The organism is Leisingera aquimarina DSM 24565, from assembly GCF_000473165.1.
Lineage (GTDB): Bacteria > Pseudomonadota > Alphaproteobacteria > Rhodobacterales > Rhodobacteraceae > Leisingera > Leisingera aquimarina.
The window spans coordinates 2,540,902-2,564,477 of sequence record NZ_KI421504.1; the positions used below are offsets into that span (position 1 = coordinate 2,540,902).

Genomic DNA, 23,576 nt, shown 5'->3' on the forward strand with positions numbered 1-23,576 from the left:
GTGCACCGCGGTGCCGGAAGGGATAGGCGGTCAGGCAGCTTTGCTGGAACTTGCCATTCTGGCCTGAACCGTGGCAATGGCCATCTCTGCCGGGCTGACATCTGCTGCTTCAGCCTGGATCAGGATCGAGGCCATCGTCTCGTCCAGCGCCTGCAGTTTTTCGGCGACAAATCCCTTGCGGTCCCTGATCCGCTGGATTTCGGTCGCAACGTTGATGATGCCGCCGCCATTGGCTACAAAGTCGGGTGCGTAAAGGATGCCGCGCGCATGCAGGCCTGCGGCGTCAGCAGCGGTGGCAAGCTGGTTGTTGGCGCCGCCTGCGACAATGTCCGCCTTCAGCTGCGGGATCGTCTGGGCATTCAAGATGCCGCCGATGGCGCAGGGGGCAAAGACGTCCGCGTCAACACCGTAGATTTCGTCCAGCGGCACTGCTTTGACTTCGAATTCGGCAATTGCCTGTTCTACACGGGCCTCGTCGATGTCCGTCACAACCAGTTTGGCGCCGGCCTCGGTCAGAAACTGGCAAAGATACCAGCCGACATGGCCCAGGCCCTGCACCGCAACGGTGACATCGCCCAGATCCCGGCTGCCGTGCTTGTGGGCGCGCGTGGTGCAAATCGCGTTGAAAATGCCGCGGGCGGTAATGGGCGACGGATCGCCGCTGGCAAACTCACCATCGGCAAGGCCTGCCACAAACCGGGTCTCCTCCGCCAGCACACCCATGTCGGAGGGGCTCATCCCCATGTCTTCGGCAGTGATGTAACGGCCATCCAGGCTTTCGATGGCACGGGCAAAGGCGCGCAGCAGGTCCGGCGATTTGTCCCGGGCAGGGTCGCCGATGATCACCGCTTTGCCGCCGCCCAGCGTCAGTCCCGCTGCGGCGTTCTTGTAGGTCATGCCTTCGCTGAGCCGCTGAACGTCGGTCAGTGCTTCCTCTTCGCTGGCATAGGGGCGCATCCGCAAACCGCCGGCGGCGGGGCCCAGCCGGGTGGAGTGGATGGCGATGAAGCCAAGCAGCCCCGCAGAGGCCTCTTCGACGCGGTAGATCTCTTCATGGGTGGTCGATGCGATGGCAGTCACTGTCATCTGGATTGTTCCTCCAAAACTTTTCCCGATGATACCAGGGCGCAGGCGCAGGTTTTCACCAAAAAGGCCTGCCGGAACGGCAGTGTTTGGTGGTATGCTCTGCAGAATGTGCCATTCTTAGGGGAAAGCTCCATGGACTCAATTGATCGCAAGATTGTGGCCGCGCTTCAGCGCAATGGGCGGCTGAAGATTTCCGAATTGTCGGAAACGGTCGGGCTGTCGCCAACGCCCTGCGCGCGCCGGGTGGCCAATCTGGAGGAAAGCGGCGTGATCAGCGGCTATTCCGCGCGGGTGGATCAGGCCAAGATGGGGCTGCCGGTGACGATCTTTGTGGCGGTGGAACTGGAGCGCCAATCGACCGGCGCCCTGCAGGCCTTTGAAAAAGCGGTGCGCCAGTTCGATCAGGTGATGGAGTGCTACTTGATGACCGGCACCCGCGATATCCTGTTGCGGGTGGTGGCCGAGGACCTGCCGGACTTCGACCGGTTTCTGGAAGACCGTCTTATGCGGGTGCCGGGTATTCGCAACACCCGCTCCAGCTTCACCTTGCGCACCATGATCCAGCGCGATGCCCTGCCGGCCTGCTAACCGGTTCACGCCGGGGGGTGCCTGTGTTAGGCTGGCTGCACAGAGCAGGCCCGCACGCCTGGCTGCCAACCGCAACGGCGCGGGGCAGCTGAGAGGCCGATGCAGGGTAAAAAAACAGGATCGTGGGGCACAAAATGGCAAAAGCAATCAGCAAAAGCAGTACATCCGCGCGCAAATCCGGCGCGGGCAAGGCACCTGTCCGGAAGACGGGCACGCTGACGGCGTCCACCGCCACGACGGCAGCTGTGAAACCTGAAACGGGCACGGCGGCGGCCGCGAGCGCGCCGATGCAGCAGGACGCGCCGGAGGTCAATCCGTCTGCTGCACCGGAACCGGTGGTTGTTGCAGCGGCTTCGCCGGTTGTTGCTGCACCGGAATTGAGCAAGAAGGAGCTGGTGGAACTGGCGGTAGAACGCTCCGGTGTCAAAAAGAAAGATGCAAAGCCGGTGGTAGAGGCGGTTCTGGCGCTGCTGGGCGAGGCTGTGGCCGAAGGCCGTGAGCTGAACCTCAAACCGTTCGGGAAACTGCGCATCAACCGCAGCCAGGAGCGCAGCAACGGCAAAGTGTTCGTATGCAAACTGCGCCAGCCGGCCGTCGCAAAAAACGCGGCGGCAGAAAATTCCGGAGAAGCCGGAAATTCTTCGAATGACCCTCTTGCAGAGGCCGCATCGGACGGGTAAAAGCCTGCCTCACGGGTGATTAGCTCAGTGGTAGAGCGCTTCGTTCACATCGAAGATGTCAGGAGTTCAAATCTCTTATCACCCACCATTCTTTCCAAAAGGTGCTCCCTGAAAAGGTTGAGCGCCTTTTGCGTTTCCGGGGTTCCGTTGCCGCCGGCATGTCGTTACCACTTTGCCCATAAAACCGGGCAGGGGGGCATGTGATGCAGTTTCCAAAAATCTGGCTGCTGCGGCACGGGCAGACCGAGTGGAATGCAGAGCACCGCATTCAGGGGCAGCTGGAATCACCTCTGACACCGCTGGGCATTGAACATGCCCGCCGGCAGGCCGGTCTGATGGCGCCTGTGCTGGAGCAGAAACCGGCCTGCTACGCGTCCCCGCTGGGCCGTGCCCAGCAGACAGCGGATATCGCCTTGAAAGGGGCGCCGTTTGTGACCGACGCGCGTCTGGCAGAGGCCTTTGCCGGTGTGTTTCAGGGCATGACGCTGCAGGAGGTCGCGCAGCGCTACCCTCAAATCCATAGCACCAATCCGCGGAACCTCGACCTGTTCTGCGAGGCCCCGGGCGGCGAAGGCTATGCCAGCTTTCATGGCCGTATTCTGGACTTCATGCAGTCGCTGACCGGGCCGTCTGTGGTTGTGGCGCACGGGCTTTGGGGGCAAGTGATGCGCGGTATCATCTGCGGCTTGCCCCGCGACAGGATGGCGGCGCTGCCGAACGGGCAGGGGTGCGTTTATGTGCTGGAAAACGGGGCGGAAACTGTTTGGGAATGATCCGGCGAGCCAGGCGAAAAAAATCTTCTTTTTCCTCTTGCGCTGTCCAGCGGCATTGTCTAAATCCCCGCTTATCGGGTCGTTAGCTCAGTTGGTAGAGCGCTTCGTTTACACCGAAGATGTCGGGAGTTCGAGCCTCTCACGACCCACCATTCCCACCTTGCAGATTGATCGTGATGAGATGCCGTTCGGCACGTATCCATTGGGTTTTTTCTATCTGTTTCAGGGGGTTGCCGGGAAGCCGCATTTTTTTTGGGGGAAAGTCCCGAAAAAGCCAAAACACTGCTTGACGGTTCTAAGGGGTGGGAATATTACAGCCCAACATTCAGCAGCGATGCTGAACGTGCAGCGGGCGGTTGTAGCTCAGTTGGTTAGAGTACCGGCCTGTCACGCCGGGGGTCGCGGGTTCGAGCCCCGTCAACCGCGCCACTGCTGCACCTCATCCTGGGGTAAAACAGGATCCGCCCCGGAGGGGAACTGGACTGGAAACAGTCCGCCGCAAGGCGAAAATGCGGTTGTAGCTCAGTTGGTTAGAGTACCGGCCTGTCACGCCGGGGGTCGCGGGTTCGAGCCCCGTCAACCGCGCCACTTTCGCCTGCCGTCCTGGCATCCCAGGATCCGCCCCGGAGGGGAACACTGGCCGGAAACGGTCGCCGAAAGGCAAACGCGCGGTTGTAGCTCAGCTGGTTAGAGTACCGGCCTGTCACGCCGGGGGTCGCGGGTTCGAGCCCCGTCAACCGCGCCACTTTCTTCTTGGTTATCAATACATGGGCGCAGTTGTGCTGGGGTTTATGCTGCGGTTTCCAGAGTGTCCTGGCTGAAAGTGTTGAGCCAGCCTGGCGCGCTCTTCTCCCAAAGCGAGGAGATCAGCATGACCTGCCAGCGGGAGCTGCCTGAGGGGCGGTACCGCGCCCGGTAGGACAGCAGTACAGCATGTTCTGTTATGACGCGCAGCTGCGTATCACTCAGCCGGTATTGCGCCATCACCGGCCCGTCCCTCAGTTGACTGCAATGGCCTGCCTTGTCCGAAAAGCCGCTGGGATAGACGCCAAGGAAGTCCTCCGACAGCATCCGGCCATCGGCCTCGGGGTCGCCAGAGACTAGTGCCTCCCACACCTTGGTTTCCAGAGCGAGTATTTCGGCCAGCTGCGGGCCTTCGGTCATTTTCTTTTCCGTCATGGCGCCACTTTGGCGAACAGGCGCATCAGGTGCAAGCGGTCAGGGCCGGGGGGTCAAAGGGCCGGAGGGTTCGGGTCCGCACCGGTGTCGTGGCGCCAGCCGGTAAGGTCGAAATCGACCCATTTCTTGAGACGTTCAAGGTCTGCCTGCGGGATGGTTTCCAAGTAACGCAGCATCACGCGGGTGCCGTGCTGGTAGCCGGCGCGGTAGCTTTCTTCCGGGTCAGTCTGGTTGCCTTCGAAACCGGGCGGGCGGTTGAATCTGCTTTGTGCCATCTGCTGTCTCCCATCGTAGTCCGCTGTTGCGGCAGAAATCATATGCAGTATCGGACGGTTCGGATAATCAACTCTTAATCCGATAAAGGGATGGGAGACAAACGGCGGTACTGGGTGCAGGTCCGGCGCCGTGCCGAGGCACGGCGCCAGGCGCAACGGGAAGAGGGCCTCGCAAGAGGCTTGATGACGGGCGGGAGGCCGCCATTGGCTTTGGCTGCATTTTAAGGCACAGGCAGAATGGAGGCCGTTGCCACGGCAAGGTTTGAATGTACCCGGTTTGAAAGTCTCATTCCGAGTCCCAAAGCAGTGCTTTTGATTGTCCGGTGATTGTCCGGGCGGAGCCCTGAAGAGCGTCCGCCCGGCACCGGTTACTTGCGCGACAGGGCGTCCAGGACGCGGGCCCAGGACCGGATGCCTTTGTGGAAGCTTTTCAGGTCGTATTTCTCATTCGGCGAATGGATTGCGTCGTCGTCGTTGGCAAAGCCGATCAGCATCGCGTCCATGTTCAGGATCGACTTGAAGAAGCCGGCGATCGGGATCGAGCCGCCCATGCCGCAGAACACTGCTTCACGCTCCCATTCATCCGACAGCGCGCCGCGGGCGGCCTCGAACTCGGGGCGGGCGATGTTCATCACCGCGGCACGGGAGCCTTCCAGGTCATTGTCCCAGCGCACCGTGGCATCCGCAGGCAGTTGGTCCGCGACGTGTTTGCGGATTTTGTCGCGCAGCGCATCGGGGTCCATGTCGCCGACCAAGCGGCAGGTGATTTTGCAGTGCGCCTCTGACGGGATCACGGTTTTGGAACCGGCACCGTTGTAGCCGCCCCAAAGCCCGTTCACCTCCAGCGTCGGGCGGGCCCATTGCTGTTCCAGGGTGGAATATGCCTTTTCGCCGTGCGGCTGCGAGTAGCCGACCGAGTTCAGGTATTCACCTTCATTGAAGCCGCAGGTCTGCCACTGGCGCAGCTGGTCTTCGGGGACTTCATGCACACCGTCATAGAAGCCGTCCACTGCGACGCGGCCGGTGTCAGTGTCATAGAGGGAGGCTACGATCTCCGACAGGGTGCGCAGCGGGTTCAGGCCGGGGCCGCCATAGTGGCCGGAGTGCAGGTCGATGCGCGGGCCGACGATGGTGAATTCGTCCTTCAGCATGCCGCGCAGCTGCGAGGAGATCGACGGTACCCCGCGCGACACCATCGAGGTGTCGCAAATCAGTGCGAGGTCGGCTTTCAGCTCTGCCGCGTTGGCTTCCATGAAGGGGATCAGCGAGGGCGAGCCGGATTCTTCTTCACCTTCAAAGAAGAAAGTGATGCGGCAGGGCAGGGAGCCGTTCACGGCCTTCCAGGCGCGGCAGGCCTCAACAAAGGTCATCAGCTGGCCCTTGTCGTCCGACGATCCGCGGCCGCGGATCACGGTGCCGTTCGGGGTTTCCTCCAGTTGCGGTTCAAACGGCGGCGTGTTCCAAAGGTTCAGCGGATCCACCGGCTGCACATCATAGTGGCCGTAGAACAGCACATGCGGCGCGTCAGTGTTTTCTTCGCCCACATGGCCGACCACCATCGGATGGCCGGGGGTGGCGCGCTTCTGCGCCTTGATGCCGATGGCGTTGAGGTCAGCCACCAGCCAGTCGGCGGCCTTGTCGCAGTCGGCCTTAAAGGCGGGATCGGTGGAAATCGACTGGATCCGCAGCAGGTCCATCAGCCGTTCGGTGGCGGCGTCCAGCTCTGTGTCGATCCGGTCCAGAACATCATTCAGTGCCATCTTTCGTTCTCCTGCGTGTCCGGTTTCGGGCAATTTGCCGCGGACCCTAACAGCGGCCCGGAACAGGGGCCAGTGGGGGAAGGGTGGGAATTCGCTTGTTTTTCCGGGGCGGCAGGTTTCCGATCCTGCACATTTGCGGCCGGTATGCGCTGCAGATACGACGCAAACGGCCACAGTTGGCCGCAGCTGTCCTTGCCTGGCTTCTGTTTAAGTTTTATTTGACCTGCATCAATGTTGCGCACCAAGGGCAGCGCGTATGCAGTTGATCGAAGGGGGTGCCTGCGGTATTCATTCCGGACCGTGAATGTGGCCGCATCGCCGACAGGCCGTGCCCTTTACACAGCCCGCGTGCCTTTGGTGCGCATGAAGCCATGGAGATGCCGGTGGACTATACCGCGAAACTGGATGCAGCGATTGCCAGCCTTCACGACGAGGGCCGCTACCGGACCTTTATCGACATCGAGCGCAAGAAGGGCCATTTCCCGCATGCGGTCTGGACCCGCCCCGATGGCAGCCAGCAGGACATCACCGTCTGGTGCGGCAATGACTATCTGGGCATGGGCCAGCATCCGGTTGTGCTGGAGGCGATGCATGATGCCATCGATTCCACCGGTGCAGGCTCCGGCGGCACCCGCAACATTTCCGGCACCACAGTATACCATAAGCAGCTGGAGGCCGAACTGGCCGACCTGCACGGCAAGGAAGCCGCGCTGCTGTTCACCTCGGCTTATATCGCCAATGACGCGACTCTTTCGACGCTGCCCAAGCTGTTCCCGGGTCTGATCATCTATTCCGATGCGCTGAACCATGCCTCAATGATTGAGGGCGTACGCCGCAATGGCGGTGCCAAGCGCGTCTTCCGCCACAATGACGTGGCGCATCTGCGCGAATTGCTGGAAGCGGACGATCCCAAGGCGCCCAAGCTGATTGCCTTTGAATCGGTTTATTCGATGGACGGTGACTTTGGCCCCATCGAAGCGCTGTGCGATCTGGCCGATGAATTCGGCGCACTGACCTATATCGACGAAGTTCACGCGGTTGGTATGTACGGCCCTCGCGGCGGCGGCGTCACCGAACGTGACCGTCTGGCCCACCGTATCGACATTATCAATGGCACCCTGGCCAAGGCTTACGGTGTGATGGGTGGCTATATCGCGGCGTCGGCCAAGATGTGCGACGCCATCCGCTCCTATGCGCCGGGCTTCATTTTCACCACTTCGCTGGCGCCTTCCGTTGCGGCAGGGGCGGCGGCCTCGGTTGCCTATCTGAAGGGCGCGCAGGACCTGCGCGACAAGCATCAGGACCAGGCTAAGGTGCTGAAACTGCGCCTGAAGGGGCTGGGTTTACCGATCATTGATCACGGCAGCCACATCGTTCCGGTGATCGTCGGCAATCCGGTGCACACCAAGGTGCTGTCCGACCACCTGCTGGAGGATCACGGCATCTACGTTCAGCCGATCAATTTCCCCACCGTGCCGCGCGGCACCGAGCGGCTGCGGTTCACGCCGTCGCCGGTGCACGGGCCCAAGGAGATCGACGCGCTGGTCCATGCAATGGACGCATTGTGGTCGCATTGTGCGCTGAATCGTGCCGAACTTGCCGGGTAACATACTGATCAGTGTAAATTTACCTTCGGTGTGTTACGCTGTTGTCAATCAATGAGCGGATCTGAGTCGCAACTGTGATTCTTTCACCTCTCTGAACAGATTGCGGCAGGCAAAAATGGGACAGCAGGCATGATCGGGCGCTTCACCCAGCGCAAGCAAGAAGAGCATGGCGGAACGGCAGAGCCGAAAGGTTTTGACGATTTCGAGTTGAAGCTCGGCGACGTGATGCGCGGTGAGCGGGCAACGATGGGAAAGTCGTTGCTCGATGTTCAGCGCGAGCTGCGGATCAAGGCGTCCTACATCGCAGCGATCGAGAATTCAGACCCTTCCGCCTTTGACACGCCCGGCTTCATCGCCGGGTATGTGCGTTCCTATGCACGCTATCTGAACATGGACCCAGAAGAGGCGTTTCAGGATTTCTGCACCGAAAGCGGTTTTACAGTTGCCCATGGCATGTCTGCCGAAGCCTCCAGCCGGACCAAAGGCGGCGGCGCTCCTGCGGTGACGTCCACCGGGCTGGGCGGCGATGCCTTTGCCTCGCCCAATGCACCGTTTATTCCGGCCCCCAGCAGTTTTCTCAGCCAGATCGAACCGCGTGCAGTCGGCTCGCTTATGGTGCTGGCAGCGCTGATCGGCGGCATTGGCTATGGCGGCTGGGCGGTGCTGAAAGAAGTGCAGCAGGTGCAGTTTGCACCAGTGGATCAGACCCCGGCGGTGCTGGCTGATCTTGACCCGCTCAACAGCGCGGTGCTGGAAGTTGCCGAGGGTGCCCGTGATTCGGCAGCTGAGGCACTGGACCGGCTCTACCGCCCGCAGGCGTTGGATGTGCCGGTTCTGGTGGCGCGCGATGCGCCGATCTCGACCCTGGACCCCTCCACGCTGGGCAACTTTGCGGCGCCCGAAGTGCCCTCGCTTGCCTTTGCCGAAGCCAGCCTGCCTTATGAGGGCGAGGGCCCGCTGCAGCAGGTGCCGCAGGTGGTGGCCGAGGTCGAGCCTGGCGTTGAAATGGTTGCGGTGCGCCCGTCTTGGGTGCAGGTCACCGCTGCGGACGGCAGCGTGATCCTGGAAACCATCATGGACGCGGGCCAACGGTTCGAAGTGCCTTTGACCGAAGACGCCCCGCGCCTGCGCACCGGCGAAAGCAGCGCGATCTACTTTGCGGTGAACGGTGAACATTTCGGCCCGGTCGGCGAACGCGGCCAGGTGTCCAAGAACATTGACCTGTCGATGGATGCGGTCACCGGCCGGTTTGCGCTGGCCGATCTAGCTGATGGGCGCAATGAAGCACTGGCAACCCTGGTGGCCGAGCTGCAGGCGGATCAGCCCGCCGAGTAAGTGTTCCCGGATTTGTGCCCGGCGAATCCCGCCGGAAGGGGCGGGCTGCCATTGCGGCGCCGCCTTTCAACACGTATCTAGCAGCTAACAGGATCCAGCCGGGACGCATTCCTCATGTCGATCAACCATATCCGCCCCTGGCGCCATATCGAGCGCCGCAAAAGCCGCCAGATCCATGTCGGCAATGTGCCCGTCGGCGGCGACGCCCCGATTGCGGTGCAAACGATGACCAACACGCTGACCACCGATGTGGCCGGCACCGTCGCCCAAATCCAGGCCGCGGCTGAGGCAGGCGCGGATCTGGTTCGGGTGTCGGTCCCGGATGAGGCGTCCTCCAAAGCTCTGAAGGAAATCGTGCGCGAAAGCCCGGTGCCAATCGTCGCCGATATCCATTTCCACTACAAGCGCGGGATTGAGGCTGCCGAGGCGGGCGCCGCCTGCCTGCGCATCAACCCGGGCAACATCGGCGATGAAAAACGCGTGGCCGAGGTGATCAGGGCCGCCCGCGACCACAATTGCTCGATCCGCATCGGGGTGAATGCCGGCTCTCTGGAAAAACACCTCCTGGATAAATACGGCGAACCCTGCCCGGAGGCGATGGTGGAGAGCGGCCTCGACCACATCCGCATCCTGCAGGATCATGACTTCCACGAATTCAAGATTTCTGTGAAAGCCTCGGATGTCTTCATGTCCGCTGCCGCCTACCAGCAGCTCGCCGAGGCCACCGATGCGCCGATCCATCTAGGGATCACCGAGGCGGGCGGCTTTGTCTCCGGCACCATCAAATCGGCCATTGGGCTGGGCCAATTGCTGTGGATGGGCATCGGTGACACTTTGCGCGTGAGCCTTTCTGCTGATCCGGTGGAGGAAGTGAAAGTCGGCTTTGAGATCCTGAAATCCCTTGGCCTGCGCCACCGCGGCGTCAACATCATCTCTTGTCCCAGCTGCGCGCGGCAGGGGTTCAACGTGATCAAGACGGTGGAAACGCTGGAAGAACGGCTTGCCCACATCCACACCCCGATGAGCCTTTCGATCATCGGCTGCGTGGTGAACGGCCCCGGCGAGGCACTGATGACGGATGTCGGTTTCACCGGCGGCGGTGCCGGCTCCGGCATGGTCTATCTGGCGGGCAAGGCCAGCCACAAGATGTCCAACGAACAGATGGTCGACCACATCGTTGAAGAAGTTGAGAAAAAGGCCGCCCGGATCGAGGCGGCCCAGGAGGCTGCTGAGTAAGGCGCCTCAAAACGCCCTTCAACTCTTCACCTTTGAAAAAATACTCCGGGGTCCGGGGCAGCGCCCCGGTTCCGCCGGTCCCATTTTCGGCTTCAGCTTCGCTGGTCGCGGATCTCCGCCACCATGATCTCCATCTGATCGGCGGGCAGATAGCCGCGCAGCAGCTCATTTCCCAGTACAAATGTCGGGGTGCCGGAGATTGCCATCTTCTGTGCCAGCGCGCGGGTCTGGCGAAGCTCAGCCGTTACTTCTTCGCTGTCCATTTTGGCAAAGATCGCCTCGGCATCCAGGGACAACCCCTCTGCCAGACGGCGCAGGGCAACCTCGTTCGGTTCACTGCCGAATTCGATCAGCGCATCATGCACCTGTTTATAGGCCTCTCCCCCAGCCACAAGTTTGGCGGCCACAGCAAATCGTGACGACAGAACCGAAGCTTCGCCCAGGATCGGGAATTCCTTGATGACCAGGCGGATATTGCCGTCGCCTTTCACCAGCTTTTCCACCTCGGGGGCTGCTCGGCGGCAATAGCCGCAACGGTAGTCCATGAACTCAACCAGGGTGATATCGCCGTCGGGATTGCCGCCGACCCAGGAATAGCCATCGTTCTGCAGCTCTGCCAGATTGTCGGCAACCAGCGTGTCATCGCGGACGGCCTCGGCCTGCTGCTGACGTTGTTCCAGCAGATCAACCGCTTCCAGGATCAGCTCAGGGTTCTCCAGCAGATAGGCACGGATCTGTTCGCCAAAAGCCTCGCGTTCGGTTTCGGACATATTGTCGAGGTCCAGCGCCTGCGCCGGGGTGCTCAGCAGGGCGAGGGCGGTGGCAGCCGCCGTGGCAGCGCGGGTAAAGGGTTTCATTTTCGTCTTTTCCTTTTTTGAGCTTGTTCATAGGCCACCAGCACATCCTGTGCCCGCCGCGCGGCGGCGGATCCTGCAGGCAGCTGGGCGACGGCCCGTTTGGCATGAATTCCGGCGTCATCCAGACGCCCTTGCAAGGCATAGCGTTCGGCGGTGACCAGCGCCGCCAGGCCGCGTTGCCCGGTCTTGGCATAGGCCAGCGACATGTCGCGCAGCAGCACCTGGTTGCGGAAATCAATGGCGCGGGCGCGTTCCATGGATTTCAGCGCTGCCTTGGGCTTGCCCGCTGCCAACTGCGCACGGCCATAACCAGAAAGGATCAGAGGATCCTTGGGGGCAAGGCTGACAGCCGTGCCATAAGCGGCCAGGGCCGCGGACCATTGCCGGTTTTCAATCAGGATCTGGCCCTTCAGCTCCTGATAGAAGGGATCGGAAGGCCGGATTGCCAGCGCGCCATTGACCGCCCTCAGCGCCTTTTTCAGATTTCTCTGCCGGTGATAGGCGGCGGCCTCGCGCATCAGGCGCACGTCCTTGTACTGTTCCTCGCGCACCCGGCGCAGGGTCCACTTCGGCGACCGGGTAAACCCCGACAGCTTGCCGCGCACCCGGGCAAACCAGTAATTGGCCTCGGCACTGGTCTGGCCCTTGTCGCCATGCGCCGCCAGATAGGCCTGGGCGGCGCGGATACGGTCGCGGCTTAAGGGATGCGAGCGGGTATAGGGATCCTGGCTGCCCGCACTCAGTACTTCCTGACCGGCAAAGGCGCGGTGCAGATCGACCAGCCCCTGCGGACTGACGCCTGCACGGTTCAGATAGTCCGCAGCGGATCGGTCGGCCGAGCTTTCTTCAGCGCGGGTATGGGACAGAAAACCACGCAGCGCGGAATTCTGCGTGCCGATGGCAATGCCGCCCGCCGCGTCGCCCGCGCCAGCCGCAGCTGCCAGAACCGCAAGAGCCACGCCCAAACCGGCAGCGCTGTTTGCCGAGCGCAGGTTCTGCATCCGCCGTGCCAGGTGGCCATTGGTGATATGGGCCGCCTCATGGGCGATCACCGCCTGCAGCATTTCGGGGGAGGTCACCTTCAGGATCAGCCCGTAATTCACGAATATCGTTCGCGAATCCAAGACAAAAGCATTGAAGGCGGAATCGTTGACCAGCAGGATCCGGACCCGGTTCGCATTCAGTCCCGCGGCCCGCAGCACCGGTGCGGCCAGCTTGTTCAGACCGTATTCCACATCCGGATCGCGCAACAGCGAGATCGACGCCGCCTGCGCTGCCGCCGCAAATTGTAACAGCGCGCAAAGCACAAGAGCCGGGATTGACGCCAGCCGGAAGAAACGGTCAAAACTCATGCGCGCACCATGGGAGATCAGAATGCGAAACTCAAGCCGATCCAGCGTTGATCCGTTTATTGTGATGGACGTGATGGAGGCCGCCCGTAAGGCCGAGGAGTCCGGCCGCCATATCATTCACATGGAGGTGGGGCAGCCATCGACCGGGGCGCCCTCCGGCGCCTTGAAGGCGCTGGGGAATGCGCTGGAAAACAATGCTTTGGGCTATACTGTTGCATTGGGTCTGCCGGAACTGCGCCAACGCATCGCTCGGCTTTATGGGGAGTGGTACAATGTCGATCTGAACCCGGAGCGGGTGATCGTGACGCCGGGCTCCTCCGGCGCCTTTCTGCTGAGTTTCACTGCGCTGTTTGACAGCGGCGACAGGGTGGGGATCGGCGCGCCGGGCTACCCATCCTACCGGCAGATACTGAAGGCGCTGGGACTGACGCCGGTGGATATTCAGACCGCCCCGGAAAACCGGCTGCAGCCAGTGGCTGCCGATTTGAAGGGGCAGGATCTGGCGGGCCTCATGGTGGCCTCGCCCGCCAACCCGACCGGCACCATGCTGGACCATGCCGCGATGGGCTCCCTGATTGATGCGGCGCGGGGTGAGGGTGCCAGTTTCATCTCGGACGAGATCTATCACGGGCTGGAATATGAGGCGAAGGCGGTCACCGCGCTGGAGCTGACGGATGAGGCTTACGTCATCAACTCCTTCTCCAAGTTCTTCTCAATGACCGGCTGGCGGGTTGGCTGGATGGTGGTGCCCGAGGATCACGTGCGGGTGGTCGAACGCATTGCCCAGAACATGTTCATCTGCGCGCCGCACGCCAGCCAGGTGGCCGCGCTTGCGGCGATGGACTGCGAGGAGGAGCTGCGCGAGAACCTGGCTGTTTACGCGAGGAACCGCCAGCTGATGCTGGACGGGCTGCCCAAGGCTGGGTTCACCAAGATCGCGCCGCCGGACGGGGCGTTTTATGTCTATGCCGATGTGTCGGACCTGACCGCCGACAGCCGCAGCTTTGCCGCGGAAATCCTTGATAGTGCTGGCGTTGCCGTCACGCCAGGGCTGGATTTTGACCCCGTGCGCGGCGCCACGACGCTGCGGTTCTCCTATGCGCGCTCCACTGCGGATATCGAAGAAGGGCTGGCGCGGCTGGAGAAATTCATGGCCGCGCGCGGCTGACCACAGAAGGCGGATTTTCAATCCGGGCGGAATTGCCTAGTCTGCGCCGAAAACCAAGAACCGGGGTTCAGGCATGGGCAGACTGCTTTCCTTCATCACGCTGATCTGGCTGCTGGCAGGAGGGGCATGGGCGCAAGGCTTCAGCGGGCTGGCGCGCATTGATGCGGCGGCCAGCCAGGTCCGCGATGCCAGGCAGGGCGCCGAGATCACGCTGGGCCTCAGCCAAGGGGTGCCATACCGGCTGTTCACTTTGGGCAGTCCGCCGCGGCTGGTTCTGGATTTCCAGGAGGTCGACTGGACCGGGCTGACGGTGGAGAAACTGCTGCAGGGGGAGCAGATCACCGCGGCGCAATTCGGCACCTATGTGCCGGGCTGGTCGCGGATGGTTCTGCAGCTGGCAGAGCCGATGAAGGTGTCCACGGCAGCTATGACTGTGGACCAAGTGACCGCCGCTGCCCGGCTGGCGGTGTCGCTTGAGCCTGCCACGGCGGAAGAATTTGCCGCGGGAGCCGGCGCACCGCAGGATCCGCGTTGGGACCTGCCTGCGCCGCAAACCATGCCAGGCAAGGGCGCGCGCGATGATAATGCGCCGCTCCTGGTGATGCTGGACCCGGGTCACGGCGGCATCGACCCGGGGGCGGAGACTGAGCATGTCATAGAAAAACACCTGATGTTGCAATTCGCGCGGGAGCTGGGCGAAGCGCTGCTGCGCTCCGGCCAGTTCACTGTGCTGCTGACCCGGGATGACGATTATTTTGTCTCGCTGGAACGCCGCATTGCCATGGCGCATCAGGCCGGGGCGGATGTGTTCATCTCGCTGCATGCCGATACGATTTCTGAAGGCCGGGCGCATGGCTCCACCGTTTATACCCTGTCCAAGGAAGCCTCCGACGTGGCCTCGGCCAAGCTGGCAGAGCGGCACCTGCGTGGCGATCTCTTGTCAGGCACTGACCTGAGTGAAGCGGACGACAAGGTGACGGCGGTGATGCTGGATCTGGCCCGTCAGGAGACCCAGCCGCGCAGCGATGCCTTGGCAGTGGCGCTGATCGACGGGCTGCGCGGGCAGGGGCGGCCGATCAACAACAGGCCGCTGCGCTCGGCCGGGTTTTCTGTGCTGAAGTCCGCTGATATTCCTTCGGTACTGGTCGAGATCGGCTTTTTGTCCAGCAAGCGGGACCTTGATAACCTTGTGGATCCGGATTGGCGGGCCAAGGCCGCGCGCGGCATTCTGAACGGGTTGATCAACTGGCGCGCCCAGGACGACGCCCGCCGCGCGCTGGTGCGGCAATAAGGGGGCATCATGAAACTGATCTGGATGTCCGATCTGCATTTCGAGGCTGAGGGCCTGGTGCTGGGCCACAACCCGCGTTTGCGGCTGCAGGCAGCGGTAGATTTTATCGCTGAGCACCATTCGGATGCCGCCGGGTGTCTGATCACCGGTGATCTGGTGGAAACCGGGTCGGTTCAGAATTACCAGGCGTTGAAGGGATTTCTTGACGGTTTGCCGATGCCGGTTCTGCCAATGACCGGCAATCATGATGACCGCGCTGTGCTGCGTGCAGTGCTGCCTTTGCCGGGCACTGCCATGCCGGACTTCATTCAGTACCGCACAGATTTCGGGGATCTTTCTATCATGTGCCTGGATACGCTGAATCCGGGCGCGGCTGCCGGCGCCCTCTGCGCAGAGCGGATGGGCTGGCTGAAGGCAGAACTGGGCGCGCTGAACGGGCGGCCCGCCATCGTGGCCATGCATCACCCGCCAATGACGCTGGGCCTGCCGATGCTGGATCCGGACAACCTGCAGAACGGCGCCGCACTGCTGACGCTGCTTGCTGAACACCCCAACGTGCTGCATCTGCTGGCGGGGCACGTGCACCGGCCCTGTTCCGGCACTGCGCGGAGCGTCCCCTTTACCACTGCAAAATCAGTGCTGTACCAGGCCCCGGCGCCACGTCCCGAATGGGACTGGAGCAGCTTCCTGCCCGCTGCTGAGGCCCCGGCACTGACGGTGCTGGACTACTCCGCAGACGGGCTGACCCTGCAGCAATGCCAGTTCTGTGACCACGGCTTGGATGTTCCCGCTGCGTAAGGCGCCACACAGGGCGGGGAATTGTGCTAGAATTCTCCCATCTCTCTGGCATATATCCGCTGTTTCCTGTTTTGACCCGGGGGACTGCCGCGCCTATATAAGCGGCACCTCGCGAGAAAGGCCAAACCCGTGCTTAGGTTCATACTCTCCTTCTTTGGTTCCATCTTCAGCACCATCACCCTTGGGGTGGCGATGGTGGCGCTGACCATTGGAGCGGTGTTCTGGATCTATGGGCGCGACCTGCCGAGCCACGACTCGCTGGCGCAGTACCAGCCGCCGACGATCAGCCGGATCTACTCGGGCGAAGGCCATATGATCGACGAATTCGCCAAGGAGCGCCGCCTGTTCACGCCGTCGGCAGACATTCCGGATCTGGTGAAACAGGCCTTTATCTCGGCTGAAGACAAGAATTTCTACAGCCACGCCGGCTATGACGCCCGCGGCATCGCGGCGGCGGCGGTTGAGGCGGTGCGTTCGCGCGGGGCCAATGTGCGCGGTGCCTCGACCATCACCCAGCAGGTGATGAAGAACTTTCTGCTGTCCGGCGACCGCCGCGCCGAGCGCAAGATCAAGGAGATCATCCTCGCCACCCGGCTGGAGGAGACGCTGGACAAGGAACGGATCCTGGAACTGTATCTGAATGAGATCTTTCTGGGCCAGAACTCCTATGGCGTGACGGCGGCAGCACAGACCTATTTCAACAAGACCCTGGGGGAACTCGCTCCGCATGAGGCGGCAACACTGGCTGCAATGCCCAAGGCGCCGTCGGATTACCATCCGGTGCGCCAAAAAGAACGGTTGCTGGCACGCCGCGACTATGTGCTGCGGGAGATGCGCGAGAACGGCTACATCTCACGGGATGTCTACGGCGTCGAGGTGGCGCAACCGCTGCGTTCGGTGCAGAACGGCGATTTTGAAGGCTTCCGCACGGCGCTGCCGCCGCGCGATTATTTCACCGATGAAATCCGCCGCCAGCTGACCCAGGACTTTGGCGAGGGCGAATTTTTCACCGGCGGCTTTACCGTGCGTGCGACTATCGACCACGAGATGCAGGCCGAAGCAGCGCTGGCGATGCGCTCTGGCTTGCAGAAGTACGACCGCTCGCGCGGGAAATGGCGTGGTACGGGCGTGACGCTGGAGGAGGCGCAACTGGCTGATGAGGCCAGCTGGCGTGCGGCGCTGGCTAATGCTGATGTGTCCCGCGATATCGATCTGGGCGGCAAATGGTATCCGGCGGTTGTGCTGGAGGTTGAAAGCAAATCCCTGACGGTCGGTGTTGAAGACAACGAGGGCACTGGCACCGTACCGCGCTCTGACATCAAATGGATGAAGGGCGGCTTTGACGATAGCTTCACCCGCGGCGATGTGGTGCTGGTGCGGGCCGAGGAAAAGGACGGCGCTTTCAGCCACTGGTCGCTGCGCCAAGTGCCGGAAGTGCAGGGCGGCTTTGTGGCGATGGACGTGAACACCGGACGGGTTCTGGCGATGCAGGGGGGCTTTTCCTACCAGCATTCGGTGTTCAACCGTGCGACCCAGGCGCTGCGCCAGCCTGGTTCCAGCTTCAAGCCGTTTGTCTATGCGGCGGCGCTGGACAGCGGCTACAGCCCGGCGACCATCGTGGTCGACGCCCCAATCGAGATCAACACGCCGCAAGGCCTGTGGCGGCCGAAGAACTCGACCAACAAGTTCTACGGGCCGACGCCGTTGCGCACCGGCATCGAGATGAGCCGGAACCTGATGACCATCCGCCTGGCGCAGGAGGTCGGGATGCCGGTGGTGGCAGGCTATGCCGAACGCTTTGGCGTCTATGACAACATGGGCGCCTTCCTGGCGAACTCGCTGGGGGCGGAGGAGACCACGCTGTATAAAATGGTGGCGGCCTATGCGATGTTCGCCAACGGCGGCGAGCGGGTGCAGCCGACGCTGGTGGACCGGGTGCAGGACCGGTTCGGCAACACCATCTACCGCCACGACGACCGCGACTGCATCGATTGTGCCGACCCCAATCTGATCCCCGGCCAGGCGCCGCGCATTGTCACCGACCGCGAGCAGGTGATGGATCCGATCACCGCCTATCAGCTGACCTCGATGATGCGGGGCGTGGTCGACCGCGGCACCGCGTCGAGCGTGATCAACCTGCCGGTGCCCACCGCGGGCAAGACCGGCACCACCAACGATTCCCGCGACGTCTGGTTCGTGGGATTCACCTCCAACATCGTGGCTGGCTGCTACATGGGCTTTGACCAGCCCCGGCCGATGGGCCGCGGCGCCTATGGCGGCACCATGTGCGGCCCGGTGTTCCAGCAGTTCATGACCAAGGCGACCGAGAAATTCGGCGGCGGCCCATTTGACGTGCCGGAGGGCGGCCACTTCATCAAGATCGACCGCTATACCGGTGCGCGGCTGCCCGACAATGCGTCAGGCGCCTATGTGGTGGCCGAGTATTTCCGCGACGGGGCCGAGCCGATCTTTGGCCTGACCTATGATGGCGGCTTTGCCATGGGGTCGAACCTGCCGCTGATCGAAGAAGTGCAGGAATCGGGGCGCCAAGTGACCACCTCCAGCGGCGGCACCGCCGTGCTGGGCCCCAAGGCGACCTTTGGCACCATCAGCTCTGGCGGGCTTTACTGAAGCAAAAGCGCCGCCTCGTGGCGCGCTGCGACCTGGCGCGCGGTGGCGCCATAGGTTCCTGTGCTCCAGCGCAGATCGGGCATGATCCGGAACAGTTCCTCGCGCACCGGAGTGTCCAGGGCTGAGACCGCTTGGGCGCCGGGATGAAAACTTTCCGAGGGTGCGCCTTCGGCATAGATGATTTCATGCTGGTCGAACAGGAGATGCACATAGGTGACAGTGCCGCCAGTTTCCTGGCGGACAGTGCTGCCATTGACCAGATGCACCGCCGGGATCAGAATTTCGTTTTCGTCAAACAGCAGGGTTGCGGCTGCACCGCAAAACAGCATCCGGTGCTGCGGCGACACCAGCAAATCGCGTTCAGCTCCGAACCACCCGGCCGGGATCCGCACCGGGGCCAGATTGCCGGTTGCAGGCACCGTCGACTGGCTGACCCAGCGCACCGGTTGCAAACCATTGTCGCGGGTGATCACCTGATCGCGCGGTTGCAGCGTTTCGACGGCGCGCAGACCGGTGGTGGTGGCAATCCGCGTTCCGGCCGCGAAGCAGATGATGTTTTCGATGCCAGAGAAGCTGACCACGCTGCCGTCCAGCAGTGTTGCCGTGCCGGTCAGACTGCCGTCGGCATTGTCGGTGATGTTCAGCGTGCCCTTGTCGAGCTGGCCGTTGAAATCCAGCGTGTCGCCAGTGGTCTCCCCATCATCACCGCCCACGATGGTGATGTTGTTGCTGCCGCTGTCGCCGGTATCGACGATGGTGAACGTGTCGTCGCCATCGCCGCCGGTGGCGGCATCCCCTTCGCCCACGTTCAGACTGTCGTCACCGCTTCCGCCCTCCAGCGTGTCGGCGCCGCTTCCGCCGGTCAGCGTGTCATTGCCGCCTTGGCCATAGATCACGTCATCGCCGGCACCGCCGGAAATACTGTCATCGCCTTCTGCGGGGTATTCAGGCGGAACCGTGAAAGTGATGTTTGAGATCGTATAGTCGGAGCCGTCGGTGCCGTCGGTCTGCAGGTTGGCCGACAGAACAAGTTGGTCAAACGCGCCATAGCCGCTGATTTCGACAGTCCCGGTGCCTGTTCCGGCGACATCTTCGGTGAAATCTCCCTGGGCGATCAGGACGCCGTCCTTGTAGATCGCCCAATGGCCTTCTTCGCCGTGACTATCGGAAAACAGGTGCTTGAAGGCAAAGCTGGCGTCGGTTGTGTCCTGATCGAAGTCGACGATCAGCTCTTCGGAAATGCCCGATGCCTTGTCATATCCAATTTGAGCGTCAACGCCGCTGTCGGAATCTGAAACCGCTCCGGCAACGCCAAAGGCGCCATCATAATAGTCAATATTGGCGGCATTGGCGGTGCCCGACAGATCCTTGGCAGTGACCGTGAAGCCGCTGCTGGTGTCGGTGACATTGGAATTTTCAATACTTTCCTGGGAGTTCGCCAGGCCGGCCTCGGTGCTGCTGTCACCATAGATCGTGTCGTCGCCACCGCCGCCTTCCAGGCTGTCGCCGCCTTCACCGCCGAATACCATGTCGTCGTCCGCACCGGCATCAACTGTATCATCGCCGGCGCCGGCCTCAACCGTGTCCTGATTGCCCGAGGCGCCGCCGCCGCTGCCATTGTCGATCTGATCGCCGTCGCCATCGGTGTAAGTGCCGTCGATACTGTCAGAACCGCTGGTTCCCTCAACCGGCCCGTCGGTGTCTGTATAGGCGGGTGGGTTGTCGGCGCTGGCTGAGCTGAAGGAGTCCGGGGGGCCCAGATCAGGCACAAAGTAAACGTTGCCGTTGGTGGCGAGATAGTAGACGCCGCTTTCGACCTCGTCGGTATAAGGTGTGCCGCCATGCGATCCGGTCCAGCTCCAGTTGCCGACGCCCAGGTTCTGGTCAGTGGTGAATGCGGAATAGGTGGATGTGATCGTATCGCCGTGATCCAGCGACCCGTCTCCAAGCTGGACAAGATACCCGCTGGGCATGATCCAATTCCCTAAATCCAAGGCGGCGGGCCGCCGGCGAACTTTCTGAAACTCAGGATCGGACAGTCCTGTTAATTCCACGTATTTTCTGCTGTGGAAAGCACCCGGTATTTTAAATGGATTTTCTGCAGCAGCTGCAGCAGCTGCGGCGCCTGCGCAGAGCCAGGCCGCTTGCCCGCGGCGCACGGGTGGTTTATCACGCAGGCCTGACCTGAGATTGCCCGGATATTGCAAGGATACCCCATGCGCGCGGAAACCCAGAACATCGTGGCGGACATCGAGAAATCGCTGGAGCTGCTGGCCCAGCGGCTGAATTGGGAGACCGCCGAATTCCGCCTGGAGGAGTTCAATGCGCGGGTTGAGGATCCGAACCTGTGGGACGATCCCGACGCAGCTCAGAAGCTGATGCGCGAGCGTCAAGCGCTGGTGGATGCGATCGATACCTACAAGGGCATCAAGCAGGACCTCTCCGACAATATCGAGCTGATCGAGCTCGGCGAGATGGAAGAGGATGAGGAAGTCATCAAAGACGCCGAAGCCGCGCTGAGCGCGTTGAAAGACAAGGCCGCTGAGAAGGAGCTGGAAGCGCTGCTGGACGGCGAGGCCGATGCCAATGACACCTTCCTGGAAATCAATGCAGGTGCGGGCGGCACAGAAAGCTGCGACTGGGCCTCGATGCTGGCGCGGATGTATGTCCGCTGGGCCGAGAAGAAGGGCTACAAGGTCGAGCTGCAGTCCGAAAGCGCGGGCGACGAGGCGGGCATCAAATCCGCCGCCTACAAGATCTCCGGCCATAACGCCTATGGATGGCTGAAATCCGAGTCCGGCGTGCACCGGCTGGTGCGGATCTCGCCCTATGACTCGGCGGCCAAGCGGCATACCTCGTTCAGCTCGGTCTGGGTTTACCCTGTGGTGGACGACAATATCGAGATCGACGTGAATCCCTCGGATATCCGCGTCGACACGTACCGGTCTTCAGGCGCCGGCGGCCAGCACGTCAACACCACCGACTCGGCAGTGCGGATCACCCACATCCCGACTGGCATCGTGGTGACGTCTTCGGAGAAGTCCCAGCACCAGAACCGCGACATCGCCATGAAGGCGCTGAAATCGCGCCTGTATCAGCAGGAGCTGGACCGCCGCAACGCCGAGATCAACGCCGCCCACGAGGCCAAAGGCGATGCCGGCTGGGGCAACCAGATCCGCTCTTACGTGCTACAGCCCTACCAGATGGTGAAGGATCTGCGCACCAGCCATGAGACCTCGGACACCAAGGGCGTTCTGGACGGCGATCTGGACGGGTTTATGGGCGCAACGCTGGCGATGAACGTCGCCGGCAAAAGCCGCTCGGAGGCGCGGGGCGAGGACTGACCTGATACGGCGTTGGAAACAGCGCACGGGCCAGAAAATGAAGAGCCTCAGGGTGCCTGCCCTGAGACTCTTTTTCCGCGAGCGTTCATTTTACTGTCAACTTATGATACACTAAACCTTAGGAGTTCCGGGCATTGCTTCCGGTAGTGAAACCCCGTTTTAACAATTTCAGCTATTTAACGAGGAGGACTTTGCCATGGCCACGGTAGAGTTGAATCTGACCTTTGACGGTGAAACTGAGATCCCTCGGCTTGAAGGTCAAAGTGAGGTCGAATGGTTCGACCGGTTCATGAATACCTACAATGTTTTTGAGGGGAACTCGGACAACCTTCTTGTCGCGAACCTTGATCTCACGGACGAGGATTGGACAGCTAAGATTGTCCGGTTCGCGAGTACCGCCGAGGACAACCTGACAACGATCACTGATATGGACAGCGGCGCAGGCCGCCGGATTGATTACCTGGAGGTTGGTTTCAATTCTGTGGTGGATCTGGACTCTACCCGCATACGCCAGATCAACGGCTGGGACGGGGAGAAACACGAGGTCAAACTGGGCAACAATCAGGACGGCAGCACGTTCTCCATCTTTCTGTTTGCCGAGGAAAACATCGTCACCACTGGCAATGCCTTTGTGTTCAACATCGAAACCGGGCTGGGCAGCAGTGATGCGGACCGGGCCAAGGGGGATGTGATCACCATCGGGACCGGCTGGGTCGGCACAGTTCGAACCGGCATAGGTGACGACAAGGTCGTGGTCCGCAAGGGGGGCGTTGAATATGTCAGCACATCAGGCGGCGACGACACCGTTGTGATTGGCAAACATGGCGCCGGCATCGTCCGTACCGGGGATGGCAAGGACAGTATCCGCACCGGCAAGGAGTGGGTTGAGCTGATCTCAACCGGCGACGGCAAGGATACGGTAGAAATCGGCTCTGGCGGCGCTGGCATGGTTCGGCTGGGAGGAGGAAGGGACGTCGTGAAAGTCTCGGAGACTGACCCCGATTTCGGACTGAACATCAACGGCGGCGGCGGCAGAGACACTGTTGATTTCTCGAATTTCGCAACCGGTGTGCGGTTTTCTCTCAATCTTGACGGCGCCTGGCAGAACCCTGGAGCACCGGGCGGCGATTTGAATGCAGAGGGCACCGGGTTCTTTCAGGAAACCAGCATCGAAAACCTGACCGGGACCTCGAAGGGAGACAGGCTGACCGGGGATGGCGGGGCCAATCTGCTTGCAGGCAAGGGCGGCAATGACCGGCTGTTTGGTCTGGCTGGCGGTGATACGCTGAACGGCGGCGGCGGTGCGGACAGGCTGAGCGGCGGCGGCGGCGCGGACACGTTGAACGGCGGCGGTGGCAATGACACGCTGAAGGGCGGCGGCGGGGCCGACACATTTGTATTTGCGCCGGGCAGCGGCGAAGATCTGGTCAGGGACTTCATGGATGGCACCGATACCCTGAAAATCGAGGGTCATAGCGGCGGCTTTGGCAGCCTTGTTATCGAGGATGACGGCGGCGACCGTCTGATCACCCATGACGGCGGTACAATCCGGCTGGACGGCGAGGCGGGGCTTGGCCTGACCTCTGACGATTTTATGTTCGTCTGACTGCAGACTG

19 protein-coding genes and 5 tRNA genes are annotated in these 23,576 nt (G+C 61.8%); 17 read left to right on the top strand and 7 right to left on the bottom strand.

All coding sequences use genetic code 11. The annotated features are described in order from the left end of the window. Positions 1-30 precede the first annotated feature (30 nt). Positions 31-1,086: a Glu/Leu/Phe/Val family dehydrogenase gene (locus tag AQUI_RS0116650; protein ID WP_027258523.1), complete on the bottom strand. Its 1,056-nt coding sequence runs from the start codon at positions 1,084-1,086 to the stop codon at positions 31-33. A gap of 132 nt (positions 1,087-1,218) precedes the next feature. Between AQUI_RS0116650 and AQUI_RS0116655 the strand changes: the two genes are divergently transcribed. The 8 genes from AQUI_RS0116655 to AQUI_RS0116690 all read left to right on the top strand — a co-directional run bounded on the left by AQUI_RS0116655 (position 1,219) and on the right by AQUI_RS0116690 (position 3,872). Beyond that, the gene (locus AQUI_RS0116655; protein ID WP_027258524.1) at positions 1,219-1,674 is read left to right on the top strand and encodes an Lrp/AsnC family transcriptional regulator; all 456 of its coding nucleotides are present in this window, start codon (positions 1,219-1,221) and stop codon (positions 1,672-1,674) included. A 134-nt stretch (positions 1,675-1,808) separates the two neighbouring features. Further along, complete coding sequence (locus AQUI_RS30130; protein ID WP_245596935.1) at positions 1,809-2,354, top strand: HU family DNA-binding protein; 546 nt, start codon at positions 1,809-1,811, stop codon at positions 2,352-2,354. A gap of 13 nt (positions 2,355-2,367) precedes the next feature. Further along, a tRNA-Val gene (locus AQUI_RS0116665) sits at positions 2,368-2,442 on the top strand. 115 nt (positions 2,443-2,557) lie between these two features. After that, positions 2,558-3,127 (top strand): histidine phosphatase family protein, encoded by a 570-nt coding sequence (locus tag AQUI_RS0116670; protein ID WP_027258525.1) that lies wholly within the window; start codon positions 2,558-2,560, stop codon positions 3,125-3,127. 76 nt (positions 3,128-3,203) lie between these two features. Next, a tRNA-Val gene (locus tag AQUI_RS0116675) sits at positions 3,204-3,279 on the top strand. Positions 3,280-3,479: 200 nt separating this feature from the next. After that, positions 3,480-3,556, top strand: a tRNA-Asp gene (locus AQUI_RS0116680). 82 nt (positions 3,557-3,638) lie between these two features. Continuing rightward, a tRNA-Asp gene (locus tag AQUI_RS0116685) sits at positions 3,639-3,715 on the top strand. A gap of 80 nt (positions 3,716-3,795) precedes the next feature. Beyond that, positions 3,796-3,872 (top strand) — tRNA-Asp (locus tag AQUI_RS0116690). Between the two features lie 44 nt (positions 3,873-3,916). Here AQUI_RS0116690 and AQUI_RS0116695 read toward each other — a convergent pair. The 3 genes from AQUI_RS0116695 to AQUI_RS0116705 form a co-directional block, all read right to left on the bottom strand. Further along, complete coding sequence (locus tag AQUI_RS0116695; protein WP_027258526.1) at positions 3,917-4,306, bottom strand: nuclear transport factor 2 family protein; 390 nt, start codon at positions 4,304-4,306, stop codon at positions 3,917-3,919. A gap of 53 nt (positions 4,307-4,359) precedes the next feature. Next, positions 4,360-4,581 carry a hypothetical protein gene (locus tag AQUI_RS0116700; RefSeq protein ID WP_027258527.1) on the bottom strand — a complete coding sequence of 74 codons (222 nt, stop codon included), beginning with the start codon at positions 4,579-4,581 and terminating at the stop codon, positions 4,360-4,362. A 368-nt stretch (positions 4,582-4,949) separates the two neighbouring features. Continuing rightward, positions 4,950-6,341, bottom strand: coding sequence for a M20/M25/M40 family metallo-hydrolase (locus AQUI_RS0116705; protein ID WP_027258528.1), 1,392 nt, complete (start codon positions 6,339-6,341; stop codon positions 4,950-4,952). Between the two features lie 383 nt (positions 6,342-6,724). Between AQUI_RS0116705 and hemA the strand changes: the two genes are divergently transcribed. The 3 genes from hemA to ispG all read left to right on the top strand — a co-directional run bounded on the left by hemA (position 6,725) and on the right by ispG (position 10,519). After that, entirely contained in the window at positions 6,725-7,948 is a 1,224-nt protein-coding gene (gene hemA / locus AQUI_RS0116710; RefSeq protein ID WP_027258529.1) for a 5-aminolevulinate synthase, read from the top strand. Positions 7,949-8,077: 129 nt separating this feature from the next. Next, a complete protein-coding gene (locus tag AQUI_RS0116715) occupies positions 8,078-9,283 on the top strand; it encodes a helix-turn-helix domain-containing protein (protein WP_027258530.1) in 1,206 nt (401 codons plus the stop codon). Positions 9,284-9,397: 114 nt separating this feature from the next. Continuing rightward, positions 9,398-10,519, top strand: a complete 1,122-nt coding sequence (ispG, locus tag AQUI_RS0116720) for a flavodoxin-dependent (E)-4-hydroxy-3-methylbut-2-enyl-diphosphate synthase (protein ID WP_027258531.1) — start codon at positions 9,398-9,400, stop codon at positions 10,517-10,519. Between the two features lie 92 nt (positions 10,520-10,611). Here the strand turns inward: ispG and AQUI_RS0116725 are convergent, their stop codons facing one another. Continuing rightward, on the bottom strand, positions 10,612-11,376 hold the full coding sequence (locus AQUI_RS0116725; protein WP_027258532.1) for a DsbA family protein: 765 nt from the start codon (positions 11,374-11,376) through the stop codon (positions 10,612-10,614). Continuing rightward, positions 11,373-12,728: a M48 family metalloprotease gene (locus AQUI_RS0116730; protein WP_211236028.1), complete on the bottom strand. Its 1,356-nt coding sequence runs from the start codon at positions 12,726-12,728 to the stop codon at positions 11,373-11,375. The genes AQUI_RS0116725 and AQUI_RS0116730 overlap by 4 nt, the downstream gene beginning before the upstream one ends. Before the next feature lie 22 nt (positions 12,729-12,750). Between AQUI_RS0116730 and AQUI_RS0116735 the strand changes: the two genes are divergently transcribed. The 4 genes from AQUI_RS0116735 to AQUI_RS0116750 all read left to right on the top strand — a co-directional run bounded on the left by AQUI_RS0116735 (position 12,751) and on the right by AQUI_RS0116750 (position 18,616). Then, positions 12,751-13,896 carry a pyridoxal phosphate-dependent aminotransferase gene (locus AQUI_RS0116735; RefSeq protein WP_027258533.1) on the top strand — a complete coding sequence of 382 codons (1,146 nt, stop codon included), beginning with the start codon at positions 12,751-12,753 and terminating at the stop codon, positions 13,894-13,896. Positions 13,897-13,969: 73 nt separating this feature from the next. Beyond that, positions 13,970-15,187, top strand: coding sequence for an N-acetylmuramoyl-L-alanine amidase (locus AQUI_RS0116740; RefSeq protein ID WP_027258534.1), 1,218 nt, complete (start codon positions 13,970-13,972; stop codon positions 15,185-15,187). A 9-nt stretch (positions 15,188-15,196) separates the two neighbouring features. Next, positions 15,197-15,985 carry a phosphodiesterase gene (locus AQUI_RS28250; protein ID WP_035920044.1) on the top strand — a complete coding sequence of 263 codons (789 nt, stop codon included), beginning with the start codon at positions 15,197-15,199 and terminating at the stop codon, positions 15,983-15,985. A 129-nt stretch (positions 15,986-16,114) separates the two neighbouring features. Further along, the gene (locus AQUI_RS0116750) at positions 16,115-18,616 is read left to right on the top strand and encodes a penicillin-binding protein 1A (RefSeq protein WP_027258535.1); all 2,502 of its coding nucleotides are present in this window, start codon (positions 16,115-16,117) and stop codon (positions 18,614-18,616) included. Here the strand turns inward: AQUI_RS0116750 and AQUI_RS0116755 are convergent. After that, positions 18,610-20,589 carry a Hint domain-containing protein gene (locus AQUI_RS0116755; protein WP_027258536.1) on the bottom strand — a complete coding sequence of 660 codons (1,980 nt, stop codon included), beginning with the start codon at positions 20,587-20,589 and terminating at the stop codon, positions 18,610-18,612. The genes AQUI_RS0116750 and AQUI_RS0116755 overlap by 7 nt on opposite strands. Before the next feature lie 243 nt (positions 20,590-20,832). On the opposite strand from AQUI_RS0116755, the gene prfB reads away from it, so the two are divergent. Both prfB and AQUI_RS29365 read left to right on the top strand, forming a co-directional pair. Further along, positions 20,833-21,960 carry a peptide chain release factor 2 gene (prfB, locus tag AQUI_RS0116765; protein WP_027258537.1) on the top strand — a complete coding sequence of 376 codons (1,128 nt, stop codon included), beginning with the start codon at positions 20,833-20,835 and terminating at the stop codon, positions 21,958-21,960. Positions 21,961-22,156: 196 nt separating this feature from the next. Beyond that, a complete protein-coding gene (locus tag AQUI_RS29365) occupies positions 22,157-23,566 on the top strand; it encodes a calcium-binding protein (RefSeq protein ID WP_051371922.1) in 1,410 nt (469 codons plus the stop codon). The last annotated feature ends 10 nt before the right edge of the window (positions 23,567-23,576 follow it).